This window comes from Halobellus sp. MBLA0158 (assembly GCF_041477585.1).
Classification (GTDB): domain Archaea; phylum Halobacteriota; class Halobacteria; order Halobacteriales; family Haloferacaceae; genus Haloquadratum; species Haloquadratum rubicundus.
The window spans coordinates 350,315-372,320 of the sequence record NZ_JBGNYA010000001.1; the positions used below are offsets into that span (position 1 = coordinate 350,315).

Consider the following 22,006-nt stretch of genomic DNA (forward strand, 5'->3'; position numbering starts at 1 on the left):
AGCGGCGGTCCCGCGCGGGCGTGCCGGACAACCGCTGACCGGCGCGGGGCGAGCGTTACGTCACGGCCGCGTTGGTCCCGTGCTCAGTCATAAACGCTCGGAGTCAGAGCCCGGTGATCTCGGCGTGGCATATATATCTACACGCGACTAATCCGGTGACGTGAACGACCGGACGAGCGCACTCGACTCCCTCGTTTTCGGTGTGGACATCCAGAGCGGCGACGTCCGCGGCGACGCGCCCTCCTACGCGCTCGTCGCCTTCGACGGCGAGAACGTCGACCGCGACGTCGTCTCCCACCGGAAGCTCCGCCGCCTGCTCGACCGCGAGGAGCCCGCGATGCTCGCGACCGACAACATGTACGAGCTGGCGGCCGACAAGGACGAACTCGTCCACTTTCTCAGGACTATCCCCGAGGCGACGAAGCTGGTCCAGGTGACCGGCGCCGAGCGGCCCGAGCCGCTCTCGCGGGTCGCCTCCCGTCACGGCGTCCCCTACGGCAAGAAGCCGATGAAGGAGGCCGAGGCGGCGGCGCGGCTCGCGGCCGCCAACGTCGGCTACGAGGTGTCGGCCTTCGGCGACACCACGACCGTGAAGGTCGCGCGCGGGCGCTCGACCGGGAAGGGCGGCTGGAGCCAGGACCGCTACACCCGACGGATCCACGGGTCGGTGAAGCGCCGCGCACGCGAGGTCACAGAGCGGCTCAAGCAGGCCGACCTCGACTTCGAGAAGGACGTGACCGAGAAGTACGGCGGCTACGCCAACGCCGTCTTCACCGTGGAGGCGCCGCCCGCTGACATCCCGCTCTCGGCGGGGCGCTCCGGCGACACCCGGATCGAGATCGAGCGCGAGCGCCGGGACGGCATCGAGTTCGAGCCGCTCGTGAAGCGCCGCGATCACGTCTTCGTCGGGATCGACCCCGGGACCACGACCGCGGCGGCGGTCGTCGGCCTCGACGGGGGCGTCCTCGACGTCTACTCGACGCGGACGGCCGACACCGCCGACGTGATCGAGTGGCTGATCGAGCGCGGCCGGCCGGTCGTCGTCGCGGCCGACGTGACGCCGATGCCCGAAACCGTCGAGAAGTTCCGCCGAAGCTTCGACGCCGCGGCGTGGACGCCCAGTTCCGACCTCCCGGTCGACGAGAAGCTCCACCGGACCCGGGAGGCGTCCTACGAGAACGACCACCAGCGGGACGCGCTCGCGGCGGCGCTCTTCGCGTTCGACGACCACGAGGACCAGCTCGATCGGATCTCCCAGAAAGTCCCCCCGGACATCGAGCGCGGCGAGGTCGTCGCCCGCGTCGTCGCCGGCGAGGAGTCCGTCGAGGCCGTCCTGCGTGACCTCCGGGACGACGAGGACGAATCGGAAGACGACTCCGAGCACCACGAGCGCGAACTCACAGAGGAAGAAGAGGAGATCCGTCGGCTCCGGACCCGCGTCGAGCGCCTGGAGTCCCACGTCGAGGACCTCAACGACACGATCGACGAGCGCGAGGCCGAGATCGACGAGTACGAGGAGAAGCTCTCGGAGGCCAAGCGCGAGGAGCGCCGCGAGGCCAGGGAGCGCCGCGAGGTGAAGCGCCTCGAACGCGAGAACGACCGCCTCGAACGGCGCGTCGACGAGCTCGAAGCGAAGAACGAAGAGCTCGACGAGAAGCTCGAACGGCTCAAGCGCCTCTGGAAGCTCGATCACTCGAACTTTTCAGATGTCGACACCGACGGCGACCTCGTCTCGGTGAAGGTGATCGAGCAGTTCACCCGCGACGCCATCCAGGCGGCAGACGAGCAGTACGGCCTCGCGGCCGGCGACGTGGTCTACCTCCGGGACGCCTCGGGCGCCGGGCGCTCGACCGCAGAGCTCTTGGCGGAGATCGATCCGCGCGTCGTCCTGCGATCCGGCGGGGGGCTCTCGGACGTCGCCGACCGGATCCTCTTCGAACACGAGATCCCGGTCGCGCCCGCCGACGACGTCGCGATCCAGGAGGTCGACGAGCTCGCGGTCGCCAGCGAGGCCGACGTCGAGGCGGCGATCGACGACTGGGAGCGCCGCGCCGAAGCGCGCCGCAAGGAGCGGAAGGCCTCGATGGTCGACCAGATCATCTCCGAGCACCGCGCCGAGACCAGAAGCGAGTCGCGGTGAGCGGGCGGCGGGCGCGCGAACGCCTACGCTCGCGGGTCGGCCTCGACTTCGTGCGGGGCGTCGGGCTGGCCGACGAAGTAGTAGATCACGAACCCGAGGAACGGCAGGAGGAACGCGAGCGCGGTCCAGCCCAGCGGGGAACCGCTCTCGCGGCCGTTGGCGTCGAGGTAGACCCAGCCGGGCAGCGCGATGTGCGCCACCAGAAAGTAGACCGCGAATCCGAAGAAGTACGCGAGCGTCCCCAGGTCGGCGATCACGAGCCACATCACGAACAGCGGGACGAACGCCACGGCGACCAACCCTCCGAGGACGACGAGCGGCGAGCGAGTCGTAGCCATCGTCCCGCCTTGGATCCGCGCGGGTATGACGCTTTCCGGTCGGTCGCGGGCGGCGCCGCGAGGACGGCGTCGGCGCCAACCCAGAAGTCATATGCCGCCGTCGCGACTCCCCTCCCGTATGGACGCCTACGACCTGATCACCCGGAACGTCTCCGAGGTGGTCACAGACGAGGAAGTGCGCGCGCTAGCCGACTCCCCGGACGGAAAGCGGGCGTACGTGGGCTACGAGCCCTCCGGCGTCCTCCACATCGGCCACATGCTGACCGCGAACAAGCTCATCGAGCTCCAGGAGGCGGGCTTCGAGGTCGTCGTCCTCCTGGCCGACGTCCACGCCTACCTCAACGACAAGGGGACCTTCGAGGAGATCCGCGAGACGGCGACGCGGATGCAAGAGCAGTTCGTCGCCTACGGGCTCGAAGAGTCACAGACGGAGTTCGTGCTCGGCTCGGAGTTCCAGCTCGACGAGGAGTACATCCTCGACCTCCACGCGCTCGAACTGGAGACGTCGCTCTCGCGGGCCGAGCGCGCGATGGCCGAGATCGCCAGCGGCGACGGCGCGACGGTCGCCCAGGCCGTCTACCCGCTGATGCAGGCGCTGGACATCGTCTACCTCGACGTCGACCTCGCGATCGGCGGGATGGAACAGCGGAAGGTCCACATGCTCGCTCGCGACGCCCTCCCGAGCATCGACGCCGACGCGCCGACCTGTCTGCACACGCCGCTGATCGCCGATCTGACCACCGGCGTCGGGAAGATGTCGAGCTCCGAGGGGCTCTCGCTCTCGATGGAGGATTCCGAATCGGACATCGAAGAGAAGGTCAACAAGGCCTACTGCCCGCCGACGGCCGATCCCGATCCGACCGACGACGGCGAGGAGCGGGAGAATCCCGTCCTCCAGATCTTCGAGTACCACGTCTTCCCGCGCTTCGGCGAGGTCGTCGTCGAGCGGCCCGAGAAGTACGGCGGCGACCTGATCTACGACGCCTACGCGGACCTCGAAGCCGACCTCGAATCCGGCGAGCTCCACCCGGCGGACGCCAAGGGCGCGCTTGCGACCTACCTGAACGATCTGATCGCGCCCGGCCGCGAGAAGATCCGGGAGCAGCGGAACTGAGACCGGTCCCCGATCAGGCGTCCATCGCGGCTTCGAGCGTGAACGTGCCCTCGTAGAGCGCGGTCCCGACGACCACGGCGGCCGCGCCGGCCTCTCGGAGCGCACGGACGTCGTCGAGCGAGGCGACGCCGCCGGAGGCGACGACGGGGATGTCGACCGCCTCGACGACGCGCCGGGTCACGCCGGCCTGGACGCCCTCGTGTCGGCCCTCGACGTCGACGTCGGTGAAGAGGATCGCGCCGGCCCCGAGGTCCTCGTAGCGGGCGGCGGCCTCGGCGGGGTCGAGGCCCGTGCTCTCGGTCCAGCCCGAGACGACGACCTCGCCGTCCTTGGCGTCGAGGCTCACCATCACGCGGCCCGGGTGGGAGTCCGAAATCGCTTCGACCAGGTCGGGCTCCTCGACGGCCGCAGTGCCGAGGATCACGCGCTCGACGCCGCGGTCGAGCAGGTCCGTCGCGTCCTCGCGGGTCCGGATGCCGCCGCCGAGCTGGACCGGGACGTCGACGGCCTCGACGACGGCCTCGACGGCGTCTGCGTTCTGCCGCTCGCCCTCGAAGGCGCCGTCGAGGTCGACGAGGTGGAGCGTCTCCGCGCCCGCCTCGACCCACCGGCGGGCCGCCGCGACGGGGTCGCCGTAGCGCTTCTCGGTGCCGCGTTCGCCCTGGACGAGCTGGACGACCTCGCCGTCCTGCATATCGACGGCGGGGACGACCTCGAAGGCGGGGAAGGGGTCGGTGTCGGACATAGCCGCCCCTCGGCGGGGCAGCGGCCTAAAGTCTCCGTCTCGGTCTCCGGAACGTCGCAGTCGCTGGAGCGAGCGGCCGCGTGGTCGCTCACTCCGTGAGCGGGAGGAGGATCCCGAACACGAACGGCGAGAGGAGCGCGAGCGCCACGCCGAGCCACTCCGCGTCGACGAGCAGGGCGTGCTCCCAGGCGGGGACCGCCATACCGGTGCTCGCGAGGGCGAACTCGCCGAGCGCGCCGAAGGCGAACAGGCCGAGACCGAAGAGGGTGCTGCGTTTCGTGAGCGTCGGGTAGTCGATGTCGCCGTAGCGTCCTGCCATAGTCGACTGATTCGGCAAGTCCGTCTTATCGGTTCCGTTCGGGCGGCGAGCGCCGTGCAACGAACCGAGCCGAACCGAAAGGCCCACAATGGCATACGGCGAGCGGCCGGTATGTCGAGTACACTCGCCGAACTCGCGCCCGAACTGCTCGAAGTCCTCGTGTTCGGACTGGGATCGGCCGGGCTGTCCGTCGTCGGCGTCGCTGTCGAGCGCTTCGCCGTGGCGACCGCACAGGGCGGCGAGGTCGGCCTCGGAGTGTGGGCCGCCGTGATGGGCGCCGTCGCGCTGTACTTCGCGTACTACGTGGCGGCGGACAAGGTCGTCCCCGCGTGGAGCGAACTCAAGCGCGCGGCGGGCGGCGCGTCCGCCCGCACCGAGTGATCACGGCGGGCGAGGCGGGTCCCCGTTCGCAATCGCTTTCACGACGGCCCGAAGATGGTCCCACGATGAAACTGTTCGGTTCGAGCGGCACCCGGGGCGTCGTCGGCGACGGCCTGACGCCCGAGTTCGTCCTCCGGGTCGCCCGGGCGGCCGGGACCGTCTGGGAGGTCGACCGCGCCGTCGTCGCGCGCGACACCCGGACGACCGGCGAGATGCTTTCGAACGCCGCCACGAGCGGGCTCCAGAGCGTCGGCGTCGACGTGGATCGGCTCGGCCCGACGCCGACGCCCGCGGCGGTCCGCTACGCCGGCACGCACGAACGGCCGGGCATCCTGATCACCGCCTCGCACAATCCGCCCGAGTACAACGGCGTGAAGCTCGTCGGCGCCGACGGCGTCGAGCTCTCAGTCGCAGAGCTCGAACGGATCGAAGAGCACGTCCTCGGCGAGGACTTCTCGACCGCGGCCTGGGACGCCGTCGGCGACGTGCGCGAGGTCGAGACGGCGAACCGCGAGTACGTCGCAGACCTGCTTTCCGCCGTCGACCGCGAGGCGATCGCCGCCGCCGACCTCACCGTCGCGCTCGATCCGGGCCACGGCGCGGGCGCACTGACGAGCCCCGAGTTCTTCCGGGAGCTGGGCTGTGAGGTCGTCACGGTCAACGCGAACCCCGACGGCCACTTCCCCGGTCGGGACTCCGAGCCGGTCGGGTCGAACCTCACGGACCTCAAGTCGCTCGTCGCGGCCGCCGACGCGGACGTGGGGATCGCCCACGACGGCGACGCCGACCGCGCGGTCTTCGTCGACGAGACGGGGGCGTTCGTCCCCGGGGAGTCCTCGCTGGCCGCGCTCGCGGCCGAGGCGCTGGAGCCGGGCGACACCGCGGTCGCCGCCGTCAACGTCTCCCAGCGCCTCGTCGACGTCTGTCAGGCGGCCGGCGCCGACCTCGAACTGACGCCGATCGGCTCGACGAACATCATCACGCGGATCCGCGAGCTCCGCGCCGCCGGCGAGCACGTCCCCATCGCCGGCGAGGGCAACGGCGGGATCTTCTTCCCGCCGTACTGGATCGTCCGCGACGGGGCCTACGTCGGCGCGAAGTTCCTCGAACTCGTCGCCGAGCGCCCCGCGAGCGAGGTCGTCGCCCCCTACACCGACTACGAGAACGTCCGCGTGAACCTCGGCTACGAGAGCGAGGCCGAACTGGAGGCGATGCTGGCGGCGGCCCGCGAGTACGCCGAGGCGGCCGACGCCGAGCCGAACACGAAGGACGGCTACCGCCTCGACTACGGCGACGCGTGGGTGCTCGTCCGCCCCTCGGGGACCGAACCGAAAGTGCGGGTCTACGCCGAGTCGACGTCGCGAGCGGAGGCACAGGAGCTCGCCGACGAGGCCGCCGACGCGCTCCGCGAGGCGCGCGAGCGGGCGTAGCGGCTCGATCGGCTCATAGTGATTACTCTCGTCTCTTACCGCCGAACGCCACCCCCGGTAACGGCGTTCGGCGGTAAACAGTGAGAGCAATCACTATCACAGCGCGAGCACGCCCAGCAGCGCACAGACCGCGCCCAGCGCGAGCAGGACGAACCCGCGCTCTATGGAGACGTCGTCGCGGCGCCGTTCGGCGGCGTCGGACTCGGGAATCCGGTCCGGATCGTCCGCCGGCCCGAGCCGGGCGAGCGCGTCCGAGCGCCCTCGGCCCGCGCGCCGGGTGAGGTGCTCGATCGCCCGACGCGTCCGGAGCGCCCGGGCGCCGAAGTAAAAAGACAGGAGCGCGGCCGCGAAGGCGACCGCCGAGACGACCACCATCAGCCCGAGCCCGTCTGTGCGGCCGCGGACTCGCTTTCGTCCAGCGCGGTCGCGAGCCGCTCGCGGGCGTCGCGGAGGCGGTCCAGCTCCGCCGCGACGGCGCCCGTCTGGACGCGCTCGCGGGTCGCGGCGTCGAGTTCCTCGTGGGCCCGGAGCGCGAATCGGAGGTCCGCGTAGTCCTCGCGGCGGGTCAGGTCCCGGACCTCTCGGAGCCGCGCGACCGTCTCCTCGCTCGCGAACCGGCCGAGGAGCGAGATCGCCTCGACCGCCCACGCCCGGAGTGTCCCCGCGGACGGCGGCGGCAGGGCGATCGAGAGCGGGTCGGCAGAGAGCCGTTCGAGGAACGTCCGGTGGACCGCGACGTTGGTCTGGAGCGCCGCCGGATCCTCGGCGTAGTGATCCAGTTTCGAGCCGGTGTACTCCGCGTACTCCAGGAGCGTCGGGACCGGCTCGTCGGCGTCGGGGCTCTCGCGGGCGAACTGCCGGAGGTCCCGCGGCGGCGAGCGGAAGTCCACCAGGGGGAACGACTCGGCGCGCTCCAGGAGGCCGATCACGGCCGCGATCGACGCCGACTCGTAGAACGTCACGAACTCCTCGCGGACGGCCTCGTTGTACGCCGCGATCGGCTCGCGGAGCTCCTCGACGGGGGCGTCGAGGTCGGCGTCGGCGAAGGCCAGCACCTCCTCGCGGGACTCGATCGCGTCGTCGAGGTCCGAGAGCCGGAGCTTCGCGTCCCGACGCGCCTTCGAGAGTGCCTCTTCCGTCTCCTCTCGCCGGTCGAGGAGGTCGACGTACTCGCCCGCCGGTTCGAGGTCCGCGCGGGCGCCGGCGAAGTCGTCGTCGCTGAGTCGGCGGCGGTCCATCCGCTCGGCGGCCGCCTCGAAGGCCTCGCTCGCGGGGACCGACTCGGGCAGGTCCTCGACAAGCCCGAGGAAGCGGTCCTGGAACTCCACGTAGGCCTGGAAGTCGCCCGTGCCCGTCGCGGAGTCCTCGTAGCGGTCGAGCAGTCGGACGGCCTTCCGGTAGGCGTCGGCGGCCTCGACGACCGAGTCCTCGCCGACGTCAGCGATGCGCTCTTCGACCGCGTCGCGCCGCTCCCGCGCCTCGCCGAGCGCGTCGAGGCAGTCCTCGACGTCGGCCAGGAGCGCTTCCATCCGCGCTTCGGGGTCGGCCTCGGCGTCGGCGTCGACCGATTCGGATCCGGACATCGGGACTCACTCGTAGACCGCGTCGGGGTCGAAGACGCGCTCGCCGACGGTCTCGCCGTCGACCGTGCGGTAGAAGCACGAGCGGTGGCCCGTGTGGCAGGCGCCGCCGGTCTGGTCGACGAGGTAGAGGAGCGTGTCGGCGTCGCAGTCGACGCGGATCTCCCGCACGTCCTGGGTGTGGCCGCTGGTGGCGCCCTTCTCCCAGAGCTCCTCGCGGCTGCGTGAGTAGTAGTGCGCCCGGCCGGTCTCGCGGGTGCGTTCGAGCGCCTCGGGCGAGACGTACGCCAGCATCAGCACCTCGCCGGAGTCGGCGTCCTGTGCGACGGCGGGGACGAGGCCGTCCTCGCCGAAGTCGACCGCGACGTCATCTGTCATTGCTCCGATGTCGGCGAGGGCGGCCGATAGGTCTTTTGCCCCCGTCGGCGGGGGCGTCCCCTACACGATGCCCAGCGCGCCGAGCACGCCGAAGACGACGTCGCCGTAGGTGAACGCGACGACCGTGCCGACGAACATCGGGACGATGAACGGGATGCCCGGCGAGATCCACACCCGGTCGCGCTCGGCGACGATCGCGAGGCCGCCGCGGAGCTTCTCGGGCGTCGTGCCGTACGCCGAGCCCTCGATGTCGTCGAGGAACGCCTCGGCGCCCCACTCGTCGTCCGGGTCGACCGCGACTGGCTCGGCGTCGCCGTCGGTCGCTTCTGGCTCCGGTGTCGCGTCGGCTTCGTCGCCTCCGTCGCCTCCGTCGCCGACGGCGCCGTCGGTGGCCGGATACGTCGCGTCGATGCTCGCCGGATCGCGGAACGCCTCGGGATCCTCGCGGAGGTCCGAGAGCGACGCGCCGCGCCAGCGGAGGTACATCCGCAGGGCGTCGAGGTCGAGGCCGGACCTCGAAAAGCCGTCGGGCGTCTCGAAGAGCCGGCCGTGCGCCGTCGAGAGGTCCGCGACGTCGACCCGGCGGCCGAGGAAGCCCACCGGGAACCGGAAGTCGCCGTCCAGCAGATTCCGCCCCGCGATGCCGAGCGGGTAGGCGATCGCGAGGACGACCGTGTTCGTGAGGACGGTCATCGAGAAGACCCCGAGCGTGGTCACGACCACCGGGAGCGTGAAGCCCGAGAAGTAGTACGTTGGGAACGTCGGGAGCAGGATGGCGATGGTGATGAGCGCCTTCGCGTCGGCGCCGCCGAAGCCGCCGACCAGCCAGAACAGGTAGGCGATCGGCGCGACGATGAAGAGGCTGATCGCGACGCGGACGAAGAACAGCAGGTCGCCCGGCGCCGCGAGCGAGAGGTGCGAGAGCGCGTCCCACGCGAGGAGCGCGACGCCCAACGCGACGAGGGGGTACCAGGTCCGGCTGGGCACCCGCCGCGTCTCGACGTCGCGCCACGCCGCCCACCCCAGGACGGGCACGACGACCAGGCGGAGGATGTCGGGTACGCTGGCGAACATACAGGGGAAGCGAACCCGGGGGAGTTGTAGTTTGCGTCTGACGGCCCCCGCGCTCGGCTATCGACCGAGGAGCCCCGAGAGCCGTTCGTACCCGCCGTGGTACGCGAAGAGATACCCCAGCGGGACGGCGACGGCGGCCGCGACGCCGACGAAGTACAGCTGCGAGAACGGGTCCGGCGGGAACAGCAGCGCCGCGGCGAGGTCGGCGGCGATGACCGCCGCGAAGAAGAAGATCCCAAAGCGCACGAGCCGTTCGTCCATCCGAACCCTCTCCTCCTCGCCTACTCGGAGTCGTCCAGCCCGAAGACGTTGCGGTGCTCCGCGCGGAGCTCCGAGAGGTACTCTTCTAAGACCGCCGAGAGCTTCTCGTCGTCGACGATGACCGCCGTCAGGCGCTCTGTGGGGTTCTCGGGGAGCTCGATCCGGAAGTCGCCGTCCTCGTAGAAGGGCTCGGACTCGTTGAGGATCTGCTGGTCGATGGCGTGGATCAGCTCGGAGTCGTACTGCTCGTTCATCGTCTCGAAGGCGTTCTTGTACGCGCGCTGGAGCTCGGCGAAGTAGTTCGCGTACTTGTCTTCGAACTTCTCGGGGTCGAAGTCGGCCATACGCACTCTTGGCTGCGGCCGGTACAAACCGGTTTTGTGTCCCCCGCGTCGGCCGCGGCGACGTCGGCACGCCCGGCCGCGAGTCCCCCACGTATTTGACGCGTCACCGACTGGTCGCGGGTATGAGCGTCGCCGGAAGTATGAACGGCCTCGAGATCACCCTCCGACTGCTCGCTGGCGTCGCGCTGATCCTCGCGAACGGCTTCTTCGTCGCCATCGAGTTCGCGCTCACGCGCGTCCGGCAGTACCCCGAATCCGAGTTCGACGAGCCGGGGCTGCGCCGGGCGTGGGAGATGACAGACGACCTCGAAATCTACCTCACGAGCTGTCAGGTCGGGATCACCGCCTCCAGCATCGCGGTCGGGATCGTCGCCGAGCCGGCGCTGGCGACGCTCTTCGATCCGTACTTCGAGTCGACGGTGCTCGCGTCGGTCGGCGCGGGCGGGATCATCGCGTTCCTGATCATCAATCTCCTGCACCTCACCCACGGCGAGCAGACGCCGACGTACCTGGGCGTCGAGCGCTCGAAGTTCGTCGCGCGCCACGGCGCGACCCCGCTGTACTGGTTCGCGAAGCTCATCGCGCCGATCATCGCCGTCGGCGACGGCGTCGCCAAGTGGACGCTCAAGCTGTTCGGCGTCGAGATGACGGGCGCGTGGCTGGAGGCCGAGACCGACGCGATCGAGTCGCGGGCGGACCTCCGACACGAACTCGGGTCGGTCCTCGAACGCGGAGACCTGCCCGAGGAGCGCCGCGAGGAGGTTCTCAACGCCCTCGACGTCGGCGAGCGGGCGATCGCGGACGCGATGACCCCGGTCGAGGAGATCGTCTTCCTCTCGACGGAGGTCCCGATCGAGGAGAACCTCGACCGGATCGGCTCGAACCCCCACACGCGCCTGCCGCTCGTCGGCGCGGACCCGAGCGACTTCCGCGGGATCGTCTACGTGCCGGCGGTCGTCGGGAACGTGGACGCACTCCGGGACGGGACGACGAGCCTAGCTGAGATCGCGGCGCCGCCGATGACGCTGGCGGCAGACACACACATCAGCGACGCGGTCGATCAGTTCCAGGTCGAGCGCCAGGAGCTCGCCCTGGTCGTCGAGGACGGCGACGTGGTCGGGCTCTTGACCGCGACCGACGCCTTCGAGGCCGTGATGGGCGACTTAGAAGACCCGCTCGACGTCGAGGCCGACCGCAGCGACGACCACCCGGTCTCGCCCGACGAGAGCGGGTGAGTGAGCGCGGGAGCGCGCCGCCGCCCGCGGTCGAGGTCGGCGCCGAAGATGCCACCGTATTTGTGGGTCGGCGTTGATGGGTCCGTATGTTCGACGACGTCCTCTTCCCGACCGACGGGAGCGGCGGTGCCGCCAGAGTCCTCGATCACGTCCTCGACCTGGCCGAGGCGCACGACGCCACGCTGCACATCCTCTCGGCCGCACAGACCGACAGCGACGCCCTCACCCGGGGGCGCGAGGACATCGCCGCGGAGATCGAATCGCGAGCGCGGGCGGCCGTGGACACGGCCGCCGACCGCGCCGCCGACCGCGGGGTCGAGACCGTCAGAGCCGTCGAGACCGCCGCGCCCGCCGACGCCATCGTCGCCTACGCCGCCTCGGGGGGCGACGACGGTGACGGCGGCGTCGACCTGATCGCGATGCCGACCCACGGCCGCACGGGTATCGAGCGACTCCTCCTGGGGAGCACGACCGAGCGCGTCGTCAGGCGCTCGCCCGCGCCGGTCCTCGCAGTCGGCCCCGACGAGGAGCGGGAGCTCGCGTACCCGTACGAGCGCGTGCTCGCGCCGACCGACGGGAGCGCCTGCGCGGACGTCGCCGTCGGCCTCGGCGCCGACCTCGCGGCCGCGACGGACGCCCGCCTCGACGTCCTCTCGGTCGTCGACGTGGCGCACCTCGGCCTCGACGCCCGCGTCGACCTCCAGATCGACCAGCTGGAAGCGAACGCCGAGCAGTTCGTCGAGAGCGGCGTCGACCTCGCAAGCGACGCGGGCGTCGCCGAAGAGGCCATCACCAGCGAGGTCGTGACGGGCACCTCGGCGCACCGCGAGATCAACAAGTACGTCTCCGAACACGACGTGGATCTGATCGTGGTCGGCACTCACGGCCGCACCGGCGTCGATCGCTACCTCCTCGGGAGCGTGACCGAGAAGCTCCTCCGGACCGCGTCGGTGCCAGTGCTGACCGTCCGGCGGCCCGCGGACGAGACCGAAGGAAACTGACGGACCGATTAGGCGTCTTCGTCTCCGCTCGCCCCGTCTCGCTCTTCGATCTCGGCCTCGACGCGCTCTTCGACCCGGCGGTCGACGCGCTCCTGGACTTCCTCGTCGATCTGTTCCTGCACCTCTTCGTCCACGCGCTCTTGGACTTCCTCGTCGATCTGTTCTTGGACCTGCTCGTCCACGCGCTCTTGGACCTCTTGGTCCAGCCGCTCGTCGACCCGCTCCTGAACTTCTTCGCCGACGGTCGCTTCGACCCGCTCTTCGACTTCCTCGCCGACCTGTTCGTCGACGGTCGCTTCCACCTGCTCTTCGACTTCCCTGCCGACCTGTTCTTCGACCTCGGCTTCGACCTGAGTCTCGGCCTCCCGGGAGACGGCCTCTTCGAGGATGCGCTCGTAGATCGACATCTTCTCCCAGATCCGGAGGAGGTACCCGACGACGAGGCCGCCCTCGAAGGCCGCCACGCGCGGATCGACGCGGAAGACGAGATAGGCGAACCCGGCGATGAAGAGCGCGCCGTAGAGCAGTTCGATGTGGAACTGCGTCTCCCGGCCGCGGAACCGTCCGGACAGCGTGCTCGGTGCCATCGTTCGAGCGATACTACACCGCTCGGCGACTAAAGCGAACCGACGGACTGCGAGGACCCCGAAGGGACCGCCGCTAGGTCAGGAGGTGGAGCCGCTCTGCGGCCTCGAACGCCGCGAAGGCGACCGCGCCGGCGACAGTCGGGGTCGCAATCCACGTGGAGACGATCCGCTTCGTGACGCGCGGATCGAACAGCTTCAGCCGGTCGGCCGCCTGCGTCTCGCGTTCGGCCGCGGTGAGGCCCTCGGGCCGCGCGATCGCTCGCAACGGGATCTGGCGGCTGGCGCGTCCCCACCCCAGGCCGATGATGCAAGCGGTGAGGACGACCGCCAGGCTCGCCGGGATCCCAGCCCAACTGAGCCCGGTGAGGATCGACGCGGCGATCGACTCCGCGATCAGCGAGGCCTCCAGCGAGAGGTCGGTGATGTCCTCGCCGACCGTCTCCATCGTCCGGTGACCGAGCGCGAACGCGCCGACGCCGATGGCGAGGCCCCCGACCGCGACGCCCGGGAGCATCCCGAGCTGGCCGGAGCCGACCAGCGGCGCGACCGCGTTGGCGACGTTCGACGCGCCGGCGGAGAAGGCCATATAACAGCCGATGCCGACGACGACGAACTCGGCCAGTCGGCTGTTCCGCGACTCCAGGTCGAGCGCGTCCACCACGGCGTCGTAGAGGTAGCGGCCGACGAACGCACAGAGCCAGAAGGCGAGGATCGTCGAGAGGAGCCACCAGAGGACGACGACGCCGACGGTCTCCCAGTTGAGCACGCCGAGCGCCGCGCCCATCCCGACGACCGCGGCCACGGCCGTCTGGCTGGTGCTCGTCGAGACCTTCAGCACGTTCCCCAGGAGGATCGCGAGCCCGATGAAAAGCAGGACGCCGATCGACGCGCCGAGGGTGAAGTACTCCGCGGGGACGAAGCCGCTACCCAGCGTCCGAACGACGTTGGTGCCGACGGTGAAGCCGCCGAGCAGCACGAACAGCGCCATCAGCGCAGAGGCCGTGCGCATCGAGACGACGCCGCTCCCGGTCGCCGGGCCGAACGCGACCCCCGTCGAGGAACCGCCGATGTTGATCCCGACGAACGCCGCCACGGCGACGCCGACGACGAACAGCGCCGAGGACATCGTTCGGAGGTGAGATGGTCGGCTCAAAGAGTCTGTCCGTTCGCGTCGATTCGGCGGACGTCGCCCGAAAAAACGCGTCCTGTCGGACGGAGAAGTCAGGGGACCCGACTCGACGTCGGGCGACCGACTACGCCGCGGTCGCGGTTCTCACCCCTCGATGGGGATGGTCTGGCCGTGGGTGTCGCCCTCCGCTTCGAGCGGGAGCGTCACTTCGAGGACGCCGTTGGTGTAGGTCGCCGTGATGGCGTCCTCGTCGACGTCCTTGGGGAAGCGGAGGCGTCGGTGGTACGTCCGCTTGCGGCCGCGCTCCTCGTTGACGTGTTCGGCCGCGATGTTCAGGACGCCGTCGTCCCACGCGAGGTCGATGTCCTCGCGCGTGAACCCCGGCATCTCGACCGCGAGGACGAACTCGTCGTCTTCCTCGTACAGTTCGTAGTCGGTACTCCCGGCGTCACCGAAGATACGGGACGGGAATTCGAGGCCCTGCATCCAGGAACTGGCGGGATCAGTCGGCAGCGCCATTGCTGATCACCTCAGTTCCACGTGGTACTTGTGCGCGGTTCGTAATAAAAATTATTGATATTTGATAGTTTGTCAAAAACTGGCGAATGCAGGGGCAGCAGTTCAGTCGATTCGATCTATTTTGTATAGCATTATATGATTTGTACGCTGTCGCGTCGGTCGGTGCACCGATCACCCGGATCAGCGACAGAGCGCCCGGAGAGGGTCGAGAGAACGCGTTCCGTAGACGAGCGGCAGACCGTTGGGCGCCGTGAGGGATCCGGTCGTCGTTGACGGGGCAGTCGGCGAGTCGTCGCCTGATCGAGACGAAATCTCTCCGGCCCCGCCGATCAAGTGCGACTCGCCGTCGCGCATCTGCGACCCCGCCTGAATCGACAGCGAGGAGCCGGATCCGAAGCGCGAGAAAAAGCTCGTGAAGAGCGATGGAGACGCGATCAGTACAGAACAGGGCTATCGGTCCTCTAGCGCTAAAATAAATCTCATAATGCTATATCGAATCCAAATACGTGGCGTCCCCCATCCCTAACTGAAACCCCTGGAGAGAGTTCGTCCCGTCAGGACAACTGCTCGCCGACGATGCGGTCGGCCTCGGCGACGAACTCGGCCTGCGTCCCGGCGGGGATCGTCGCTCCGGCCGCGACGTCGTGACCGCCGCCGTCGCCGCCGACCGCGCGGGATGCCTCGCGCATCACCCGCGAGAGATCCAGGCCCTTCCGGACGAGCACGTGCGACCCGCGCGCGCTCACCTTGATCTCCTCGGCGGACTTCTCGGCGAAGGCGATGATCGGAATGTCGCCGCGGATCCCCGAGGCGCCGACGGCCATCCCCGCGACGATCCCGACGATGGTTTCGCGGATGCGCGTGCCCGCGTCGAACCACTGGAGGTGCTCTTCGACGGTCGTCCCCTCGTTTTTGACCCACTGGAGCCCCTCCGAGAGGTTCCGGCGGTGGTTCCTGAGCAGCGTGCGCGCGCGGTCGAGCGCCGCCTCGCGGTCGCCCAGACAGACCGCGAGGCCGACGTCGGCGCGCTCGTACCGCGCGGTCGCGTTCAGGAGCGTCGAGAACTCGCTGACGTCTCTGAGCTCCGTTCCGGGGGCCTCGTCGGTGAGGGTGTAGGTCGTGCCGACCAACGCGTCGATCCGGTCGGCGGGGACACCCGAGGCGATGGCTCGCTTGAGGAGCGCGCTCACGACGGTCTGGCGTTCGGCCATCGTCAGATCGACCCAGCGGCGCCACTCGCCGTCCGCCTTCAGGTCGAGATCGAGCCCCGAGAGGAACTCGATCGCGCCGTTCTCGTCGTTCGTGATCCCGGGGATGCGGACGTCGGTAGCGTACTCCAGGAACTTCGGGAGCGGGCGGGTCTGGCGGCCGTACACCAGGAGATCGGTCGCCTCTTCGACGACGCCGGCCGCGACGCCCTCCTCGACGATGCCCTGATTCGCGCCCGAGAGGCCGCCGTCGCTCGCCTGCATATCCCCCACTGCGCCGACGACCGCCAGCGCGGCGAGGTCGCGGTTGTCGCCGCCGCTCGGTTCGAGTGCGCGCGCGAGGACGTAGCTCGCGCCCGCGCCGGAGAGTTCGGACGCGCCGTCGATCCCGACGAGCAGGGGATTGAGGTGGTGGTCGGGCTCGGGCGCGTCCGCCACCTCGGCGGGCTGGTGGTGATCGGCGATGACGGGCGTGAACGTGCCGTCGGCCGCGTAGGGAGCGATGACGTCCAACTGACCGCTCCCGAAGTCGGTGAACAGCACGGTGTCGTAGTCGGTGGCCGCGATCCGCGCGACCTCCGTCTCGTCCAGCTGCTTTGCGAACACGGTCTCGAAGGGGAGCCCGGCGCGTTCGAGCGCCGTCGCGGCGACCGCCGCGCTGGTCAGGCCGTCGGCGTCGATGTGGGAGGCGAGCAGCACGCGGTCGGCGTCGCGGAGCCGGTCCGCGCAAGCGGCCGCGCGCTCGCGGAGCTCCGGGACCGGCCCGCCGCGTTCCTCGGTCGTGTTCGCGCTCATACCCGTCGGTGGGGCGCTCTCGGATTTAAACCCACGTTCCACGCAGTTCCAGTCCAGCCTCGCTTCGGCCCCGCTTAGATCCGCCGGACGACGAGGAGGAGAAGCGCGGCGCCGACCCCGGCGAGGGCGGCGAGCAGGACCCAGGCGGCGTCGTAGCCGCCGGTCTCGACGAGATAGCCGAAGAGGGGCGGCGTCACCACGCCGCCGACGTTGATCGCGGTCTGGCCGCCGGCAGTGGCCGCGCCCACCTCGTCGCCGTCGACGAGGTCGGTGAGACACGAGTAGAACACGCCGGTCGAGCCGTGGATCGACACGCCCAGGCCGGCGAAGAGGACGAACGCGACCGCGATCGACCCCGGCGCGACCGCGACCGCGCCGAACAGCGTCGCGCCGAGACCGAGCTGGCCGAGCGCGACGAGCGCAGAGCCCCGCGCGCCGCCGAGGCGGTCGGCGAGCCCGCCGGCGCCGATTCGCGCGGCGCTGCCGGTGAGTTGCGTGAGCGCGAGCGCGGCGCCCCCGGCCGCGGCGCTGGCGCCCACGGCGTCCTGGACGTAGAGGACGATGTACCCGAGCATCGTGAAGATCGACGCGCCGACGAAGAAGCCCGCGGCGACGAGGACGACGTACGTGCGCCGCCCCAGCAGGCCGCGCACGTCGGGCACCGAGAGGTCGCCGGTGCCCGGCCGGCCGCGGTACCGGAGCGCGAAGATCCCGGCGTAGCCGAGGGCCAGGACGGAGATCGCCCAGAAGCCGACCTCCCAGGCGGCGACGGCCGCGACGCCCGTGACCACGAGCGAGGCCGCCGCGCTCCCGGTCGTGACGCCGACCTGCTTGAGCCCCATCGCGAGGCTCGTCCGACCGGGAGGCGCGGCGGCGACGATGCCGCGGTTCGAGGCGGGCATCGCCGTCGAGTACGCCGCGCCGAGGAGGGCGCCGGCCGCGAGCACCGCGGCGTAGGTGGGCGCGAGCGAGACCGCGACCGCCGCGACCGCCAGCCCCGCGAGTCCGGCGATCATCACGGGGCGCTCGCCGTAGCCGTCGACGGCCGCGCCGCTGGGAAACAGCGCGACCGTGTAGCCGACGAGCGCGGCCGTGAGGAAGAAGCCGACCAGCGACTCCGAGAGGGAAAAGGCCTCGCGGACGAAGCCCGTCGCGGCGAAGATGCTGTAGTAACAGAGGCTCGCCGCCGTCTGCCAGCCGGCGACGAGCCCGACCGGCCGCCACTCGTCCAGCGACTTCAGCACGTCCGGGCCTCGTCGAGTGGGCGACTTCACCCTGTCGAGTCAGTCGTGGTACGTCGGCGCGGCCTCTTCGACGACGGCCGTGGCGAGCGACTCGAAGGTGGCCTCCTCGGGCACGACGTCGACGCGGACGCCGTAGCCCTCGGCGGTCTCCTCGGTCGGGGCGCCGATGGCGCCGACGACGGCGGCGTTGAGGCCGCGGATCGCCTCCGCCTCGACGTCGCGCTCGGCGGCGGCGTCGAGGAAGTTCTCGACGATGAGCGACGACGTGAAGCAGACCGCGTCGAGTTCGCCGCCGGCGGCCATCACCGCGGACTGGCCCGAGCCCTCGGAGCGGACTAGGCGGTAGAGCACCGTCTCGTGGACCTCCGCGCCCGCCTCGCGCAGGCCGTCGAGGAGGACGTCGCTACCGTGGTCGCTGCGCGCGACCTCGATCCGGCGGCCCGCGACGTCGCCTTCGAGCGCCGCGACGAGCCCCGCGGAGGTGTACTCCTCGGGGACGACGTCGACCGTCCAGCCCGCCTCGCGGGCCTTCGCGGCGGTCTTCGGGCCGATGCAGGCGAGCGTCGCGCCGCCGGGGGACCACCCCGCCTCGGCGAGGAGTTCGACGCCGGTCTTGCTCGTGAGGACGACGACGTCCGGGTCGGAAGGGGCGTCGCCCGCGGGACCGCCCCCGTCGGCGCCGGGCGTGTTCCCGGTCGGCTCGACCGCGAGCATCGGATCCGGGACCGGGATCGCGCCGAGCGATTCGAGCAGTTCGACGGCGTCGACCATCCGCTCGTCGTCCGGGCGGAAGACGGCGACGCGGACCTCGCGGGTCATTCCTCGCTCACCGCCGCGGAGCGGTTCCGAAGGAACTCCGTCACGCGCTCGCGCGTGGCCGCGACCTCCCCGATCACGGTGATCGCGGGCGGTTCGATCCCCGCCGAATCTCGCACGTCGACGATCGTCTCCAGGGTCCCGCTCGCGACGCGCATCCCCGGCCGAGTCGCCTTCTCGACGAGCGCGACCGGCGTCTCGGGGTCCATCCCGGCCTCGCGGAGCGCGGCGGTGTAGTCCGGGAGCTTGCCGACGCCCATCAGGACGACGATCGTGCCGCCCGTCGCCGCGAGCGCGTCCCAGTTCACGGCCGACTCCTCCTTCGTCGGGTCCTCGTGGCCCGTCACGAACGAGACCGAGGAGGCGTGGTCGCGGTGGGTGACCGGGATGCCTGCGGTTCCGGGGCCGGCGACCGCGCTCGTGATGCCGGGGACGACCTCGAAGGGGACGCCCTCGTTCGCGAGGTGTTCCATCTCCTCGCCGCCGCGGCCGAAGACGAACGGGTCGCCGCCCTTCAGCCGGACGACGTGCTTGCCCTCGCGGGCGAGCTCGACGAGCCGGCGGTTGGTGTACTCCTGGGGCGTCCACTCGCCGCCGGCGCGCTTGCCGACGTCCTCCCGCTTGTCCTCGGGGATCGACTCGATGATCTCCGGGCCGGGGAGCTTGTCGTGGAGGACGACGTCGGCGTCTTCGAGCAGGCGCTTCGCCTTCACCGTCAGGAGTTCGGGATCGCCGGGGCCGCTGCCGACGAGGGAGACGAGGCCGGTCGAGTCCGCCGCATCTCCGTCTGCGCGTTCGTCCGCTCGCTCGCTGCCGCCGTCGGTGAGAAGCTCGTCGCGCATCGTCACTCCTCCGCCGTTTCGCGTGCGGCCGCAATCAGGTCGTCGGCGCCGCGGTCCGCGAGGTCGGCCGCGAACTCCGCCGCGGCGTTGGCGTGGTCGCGGACGGGCAGGTCGCGGCTCGCTTGAATCTCCTCGTCGCCGTCGGCCGAGAGGACGCGGGCCGTCGCGTGGACGTGCTCGCCCTGGAGCTTCGCGTGGACGCCGATCGGCGCGATACAGCCCCCGCCGAGTTCGGCGAGCACCGTGCGCTCGACAGTCGTCTCGACGCGCGTCCGCGGGTGGTCGAGCGTCGAGCGGATCCGCTCTGTCGCGTCGGCGTCGCCGCGGGCGGTGACCGCGATGGCGCCCTGGCCGGGCGCGGGCACGAACGACGCGGGATCGAGGCGGTCGTACTCGACGTGGTGCAGCAGGCCCGCGCGGCGCAGGCCGGCCTCCGCGAGGACGATGGCGTCGTACTCGACGTCGATCTCGCGTTCGAGCGCGCGGCGCTCGATCTCGGCCAGCCCGTCGAACCACTCCTCGATCGACCGCTCGAACTCGGGGGCGTCGTCGTCTCCGTCCTCGTCACCGTTCTCGTCGGCGGCGACGGGGTCTTCGCCCTTCTCGTCGCGGTCGGCCTCGACGCGCCGTTCGTGTTCGGCCTGGAGGCCGGGCGCGAGCAGTTTCTCGATCCGCGTGTCGACGTTGCCGCGGAGAGGCTCGACCGCCAGATCGGGACGTTCGGCCAGGAGCTGGGCCTTCCGCCGGAGCGAGGAGGTGCCGACGACGGCGCCGTGCGGGAGGTCTTCGAGCGCGGTCCCGTCGGGCGAGAGGAGCAGGTCCGCTGCGGACTCGCGCTCGGGGACGCCGGCGACGACGAGGTCGGCCGAGCCCTCGGTCGGCATATCTTTCATCGAGTGGACAGCGGCGTCGACCGCGCCGTCGAGGACCTTCTCGTCGAGCGCGCGGACGAACGCACCGGTCTTGCCGAGCCGGTGGATCAGCTCGTCCCGGATCTGGTCGCCGCGCGTCTCCACCTCGACGAGTTCGACGTCCAGCCGCCGGTCCGCGAGCGCGTCCCGGACGCTCGCCGCCTGCCGGAGCGCCAGATCGGAACTCCGGGTGGCCAATCGGAGTGTGCCGCGTGTGGTCATTAGCGACTCCTCGGCGGCCACGGGTGAAAAGGTCACCACTTCCGTCGCGTCGGCGGCGCTCGGCATCGAAACGGATGGCGGCGTCTGCGAGTCTTCGCGCACCCGACCGCACGCCGTCGTGCGATCGGATGCGAATCGGTCGCAAGCGCTACTTTTTCCGCCTGACGGGTCGCAGTCGCGTCCGTGTCCCTCGCGAACCGCGCCGTCGACGAGACCGCCGAGTTCCTCCACGTGGCGCTCCTGTGGCTCTTTCTCAACCCCGCGTTCGGCCCGGTGGCCGTCGCCGTCTCGGCGCTCCCGCTCTCGCCGTCGCCTCTCGCGGGACAGGAAGGGCTGATCGCCGCGTTCCTCACGGTCTGCGGCGTCGCCGTGATCCGGTTCTACGATCCCTCGTGGGACCTGGTCCGGGCGTTCGTCGCGGGCGGGGCGACGGCCAGTGGCTTTCTGGCCCTGTACGTCCTCTCGGGCGCCGACGACGCCGTCCCCGCAGGCGGTTCCTGGGCCGCCTTCGGCCGCGTCGTCGCGTACTGGCTCGTCGCGCTCGGCGTCGGCGTGGCGCTGGCGCATCCGCGGACCTGGCGGCGCCTGCGGCGCGCCGTCGCCGTCGAGGAGCGGACCTCGGACTGAGGGAGAGGGACGGCGGTCAGGGCGTCCCGACCGCGACGTGGCGCTTGTAGAGGTAGTACAGCGCCACGACGAGGCTCAGCGTGAACGCGCTGGCGACGACCGTGACGAGCGCCACGAGCCCCCACAGCAGCGGGTCGGGCGACCACGACGCCTCCGACTCGGCGATGGCCCGCGCGTCGACGTAGGTCGCGATCGGGAACATCACGGTGAGCAGGAGGCCCGCGAGCCCCACGATCGGGAAGACGACGAAGGCCCCCAGGAGCGAGACGATCCCGCCGGTGAGGAACAGATCGAAGAGGAACGCCCCGAGGAAGAAGACGGCGAGGACGCCTCCGAGAACGACGTAGAGCGGGACGGCCGCGATCCAGTACCACCAGCGGGAGTCGACCTCGGCCCGCGGCAGGTAGTCGCTCACGGGGTCGTCGATCCGGTCGGCCGATCCGGCCGTCTCGTCGCGCGAAGCGGCGTCCATACCGCCGAGTACACCGGTGGCCTACAAAAAATCGCGGGGCGAGCGACCTACCGCATACTGAAACTCGGGTGCCAGCGATTTGTTCCGTCGGCCGAAAATAATTTAGTCAATATTTCTACGAATATGATAATTTTATTATTGTTCATTTTGTTTCTAGTGTGGACTCAAACTCCGTCAGGAACATATTCTCAAACTAGAATCCAAATTTTGTATCCTATATTATATAGTAATATTTCGTATTTTTACCGGATACATCCTCCTGGGCCAAGATACTCTAACAGATGTACTTGTGTG

The 22,006-nt window shown here is 70.2% G+C and carries 25 protein-coding genes; 7 read left to right on the top strand and 18 right to left on the bottom strand.

Annotated elements, in window-relative coordinates; genetic code table 11:
• Positions 1-160: 160 nt before the first annotated feature.
• Positions 161-2,140 (top strand): DUF460 domain-containing protein, encoded by a 1,980-nt coding sequence (locus OS889_RS01740; RefSeq protein WP_372386761.1) that lies wholly within the window; start codon positions 161-163, stop codon positions 2,138-2,140.
• A gap of 23 nt (positions 2,141-2,163) precedes the next feature.
• Here OS889_RS01740 and OS889_RS01745 read toward each other — a convergent pair whose 3' ends face one another.
• On the bottom strand, positions 2,164-2,478 hold the full coding sequence (locus tag OS889_RS01745; protein WP_372386762.1) for a PLDc N-terminal domain-containing protein: 315 nt from the start codon (positions 2,476-2,478) through the stop codon (positions 2,164-2,166).
• Between the two features lie 118 nt (positions 2,479-2,596).
• On the opposite strand from OS889_RS01745, the gene OS889_RS01750 reads away from it, so the two are divergent.
• The gene (locus OS889_RS01750) at positions 2,597-3,592 is read left to right on the top strand and encodes a tyrosine--tRNA ligase (RefSeq protein ID WP_372386763.1); all 996 of its coding nucleotides are present in this window, start codon (positions 2,597-2,599) and stop codon (positions 3,590-3,592) included.
• A 13-nt stretch (positions 3,593-3,605) separates the two neighbouring features.
• Here the strand turns inward: OS889_RS01750 and hisA are convergent, their stop codons facing one another.
• Both hisA and OS889_RS01760 read right to left on the bottom strand, forming a co-directional pair.
• Positions 3,606-4,337, bottom strand: a complete 732-nt coding sequence (gene hisA, locus OS889_RS01755) for a 1-(5-phosphoribosyl)-5-[(5-phosphoribosylamino)methylideneamino]imidazole-4-carboxamide isomerase (RefSeq protein WP_372386764.1) — start codon at positions 4,335-4,337, stop codon at positions 3,606-3,608.
• Positions 4,338-4,425: 88 nt separating this feature from the next.
• Positions 4,426-4,656 carry a DUF7860 family protein gene (locus OS889_RS01760; protein WP_372386765.1) on the bottom strand — a complete coding sequence of 77 codons (231 nt, stop codon included), beginning with the start codon at positions 4,654-4,656 and terminating at the stop codon, positions 4,426-4,428.
• A gap of 111 nt (positions 4,657-4,767) precedes the next feature.
• On the opposite strand from OS889_RS01760, the gene OS889_RS01765 reads away from it, so the two are divergent.
• Positions 4,768-5,037 carry a DUF8151 family protein gene (locus OS889_RS01765; RefSeq protein ID WP_372386766.1) on the top strand — a complete coding sequence of 90 codons (270 nt, stop codon included), beginning with the start codon at positions 4,768-4,770 and terminating at the stop codon, positions 5,035-5,037.
• 65 nt (positions 5,038-5,102) lie between these two features.
• The gene (gene glmM, locus OS889_RS01770; RefSeq protein WP_372386767.1) at positions 5,103-6,467 is read left to right on the top strand and encodes a phosphoglucosamine mutase; all 1,365 of its coding nucleotides are present in this window, start codon (positions 5,103-5,105) and stop codon (positions 6,465-6,467) included.
• Between the two features lie 96 nt (positions 6,468-6,563).
• Here glmM and OS889_RS01775 read toward each other — a convergent pair whose 3' ends face one another.
• Genes OS889_RS01775 through OS889_RS01800 form a run of 6 tightly spaced genes read right to left on the bottom strand, consistent with a single transcriptional unit; the run spans position 6,564 to position 10,104 of the window.
• A complete protein-coding gene (locus tag OS889_RS01775; protein WP_372386768.1) occupies positions 6,564-6,842 on the bottom strand; it encodes a hypothetical protein in 279 nt (92 codons plus the stop codon).
• Positions 6,842-8,050, bottom strand: coding sequence for a DUF7118 family protein (locus tag OS889_RS01780; RefSeq protein ID WP_372386769.1), 1,209 nt, complete (start codon positions 8,048-8,050; stop codon positions 6,842-6,844). Before OS889_RS01780 ends, OS889_RS01775 begins: the two co-directional genes overlap by 1 nt.
• Positions 8,051-8,056: 6 nt before the next feature.
• Positions 8,057-8,425 (bottom strand): phosphoribosyl-AMP cyclohydrolase, encoded by a 369-nt coding sequence (gene hisI, locus OS889_RS01785; protein WP_372386770.1) that lies wholly within the window; start codon positions 8,423-8,425, stop codon positions 8,057-8,059.
• Between the two features lie 60 nt (positions 8,426-8,485).
• Positions 8,486-9,499, bottom strand: coding sequence for an A24 family peptidase (locus tag OS889_RS01790; protein WP_372386771.1), 1,014 nt, complete (start codon positions 9,497-9,499; stop codon positions 8,486-8,488).
• 57 nt (positions 9,500-9,556) lie between these two features.
• The gene (locus OS889_RS01795; RefSeq protein ID WP_372386772.1) at positions 9,557-9,760 is read right to left on the bottom strand and encodes a hypothetical protein; all 204 of its coding nucleotides are present in this window, start codon (positions 9,758-9,760) and stop codon (positions 9,557-9,559) included.
• A 20-nt stretch (positions 9,761-9,780) separates the two neighbouring features.
• A complete protein-coding gene (locus OS889_RS01800; RefSeq protein ID WP_372386773.1) occupies positions 9,781-10,104 on the bottom strand; it encodes a DUF5783 family protein in 324 nt (107 codons plus the stop codon).
• Positions 10,105-10,244: 140 nt separating this feature from the next.
• On the opposite strand from OS889_RS01800, the gene OS889_RS01805 reads away from it, so the two are divergent.
• The gene (locus OS889_RS01805) at positions 10,245-11,339 is read left to right on the top strand and encodes a CNNM domain-containing protein (RefSeq protein WP_372391509.1); all 1,095 of its coding nucleotides are present in this window, start codon (positions 10,245-10,247) and stop codon (positions 11,337-11,339) included.
• Between the two features lie 86 nt (positions 11,340-11,425).
• Positions 11,426-12,340, top strand: coding sequence for a universal stress protein (locus OS889_RS01810; RefSeq protein WP_372386774.1), 915 nt, complete (start codon positions 11,426-11,428; stop codon positions 12,338-12,340).
• A gap of 8 nt (positions 12,341-12,348) precedes the next feature.
• Here OS889_RS01810 and OS889_RS01815 read toward each other — a convergent pair whose 3' ends face one another.
• From OS889_RS01815 to hemC, 8 genes are all read right to left on the bottom strand, one after another.
• Positions 12,349-12,927: a hypothetical protein gene (locus OS889_RS01815; protein WP_372386775.1), complete on the bottom strand. Its 579-nt coding sequence runs from the start codon at positions 12,925-12,927 to the stop codon at positions 12,349-12,351.
• 73 nt (positions 12,928-13,000) lie between these two features.
• Positions 13,001-14,053, bottom strand: a complete 1,053-nt coding sequence (locus tag OS889_RS01820; protein WP_372386776.1) for an inorganic phosphate transporter — start codon at positions 14,051-14,053, stop codon at positions 13,001-13,003.
• Between the two features lie 147 nt (positions 14,054-14,200).
• A complete protein-coding gene (locus OS889_RS01825; protein ID WP_372386777.1) occupies positions 14,201-14,575 on the bottom strand; it encodes an Hsp20/alpha crystallin family protein in 375 nt (124 codons plus the stop codon).
• Positions 14,576-15,129: 554 nt separating this feature from the next.
• Entirely contained in the window at positions 15,130-16,578 is a 1,449-nt protein-coding gene (recJ, locus tag OS889_RS01830; protein ID WP_372386778.1) for a RecJ family nuclease, read from the bottom strand.
• 74 nt (positions 16,579-16,652) lie between these two features.
• Positions 16,653-17,822 carry an MFS transporter gene (locus OS889_RS01835; protein ID WP_372386779.1) on the bottom strand — a complete coding sequence of 390 codons (1,170 nt, stop codon included), beginning with the start codon at positions 17,820-17,822 and terminating at the stop codon, positions 16,653-16,655.
• A 39-nt stretch (positions 17,823-17,861) separates the two neighbouring features.
• Positions 17,862-18,641, bottom strand: coding sequence for a uroporphyrinogen-III synthase (locus tag OS889_RS01840; protein ID WP_372386780.1), 780 nt, complete (start codon positions 18,639-18,641; stop codon positions 17,862-17,864).
• Positions 18,638-19,480, bottom strand: coding sequence for a uroporphyrinogen-III C-methyltransferase (gene cobA / locus OS889_RS01845; protein WP_372386781.1), 843 nt, complete (start codon positions 19,478-19,480; stop codon positions 18,638-18,640). The genes OS889_RS01840 and cobA overlap by 4 nt, the downstream gene beginning before the upstream one ends.
• 2 nt (positions 19,481-19,482) lie before the next feature.
• On the bottom strand, positions 19,483-20,613 hold the full coding sequence (gene hemC / locus OS889_RS01850; protein WP_372386782.1) for a hydroxymethylbilane synthase: 1,131 nt from the start codon (positions 20,611-20,613) through the stop codon (positions 19,483-19,485).
• Positions 20,614-20,796: 183 nt separating this feature from the next.
• Between hemC and OS889_RS01855 the strand changes: the two genes are divergently transcribed.
• Positions 20,797-21,240, top strand: coding sequence for a hypothetical protein (locus OS889_RS01855; protein WP_372386783.1), 444 nt, complete (start codon positions 20,797-20,799; stop codon positions 21,238-21,240).
• A gap of 16 nt (positions 21,241-21,256) precedes the next feature.
• On the opposite strand, the gene OS889_RS01860 is transcribed toward OS889_RS01855, so the two are convergent.
• Positions 21,257-21,712, bottom strand: a complete 456-nt coding sequence (locus tag OS889_RS01860; RefSeq protein ID WP_372386784.1) for a hypothetical protein — start codon at positions 21,710-21,712, stop codon at positions 21,257-21,259.
• Between the last annotated feature and the right edge of the window lie 294 nt (positions 21,713-22,006).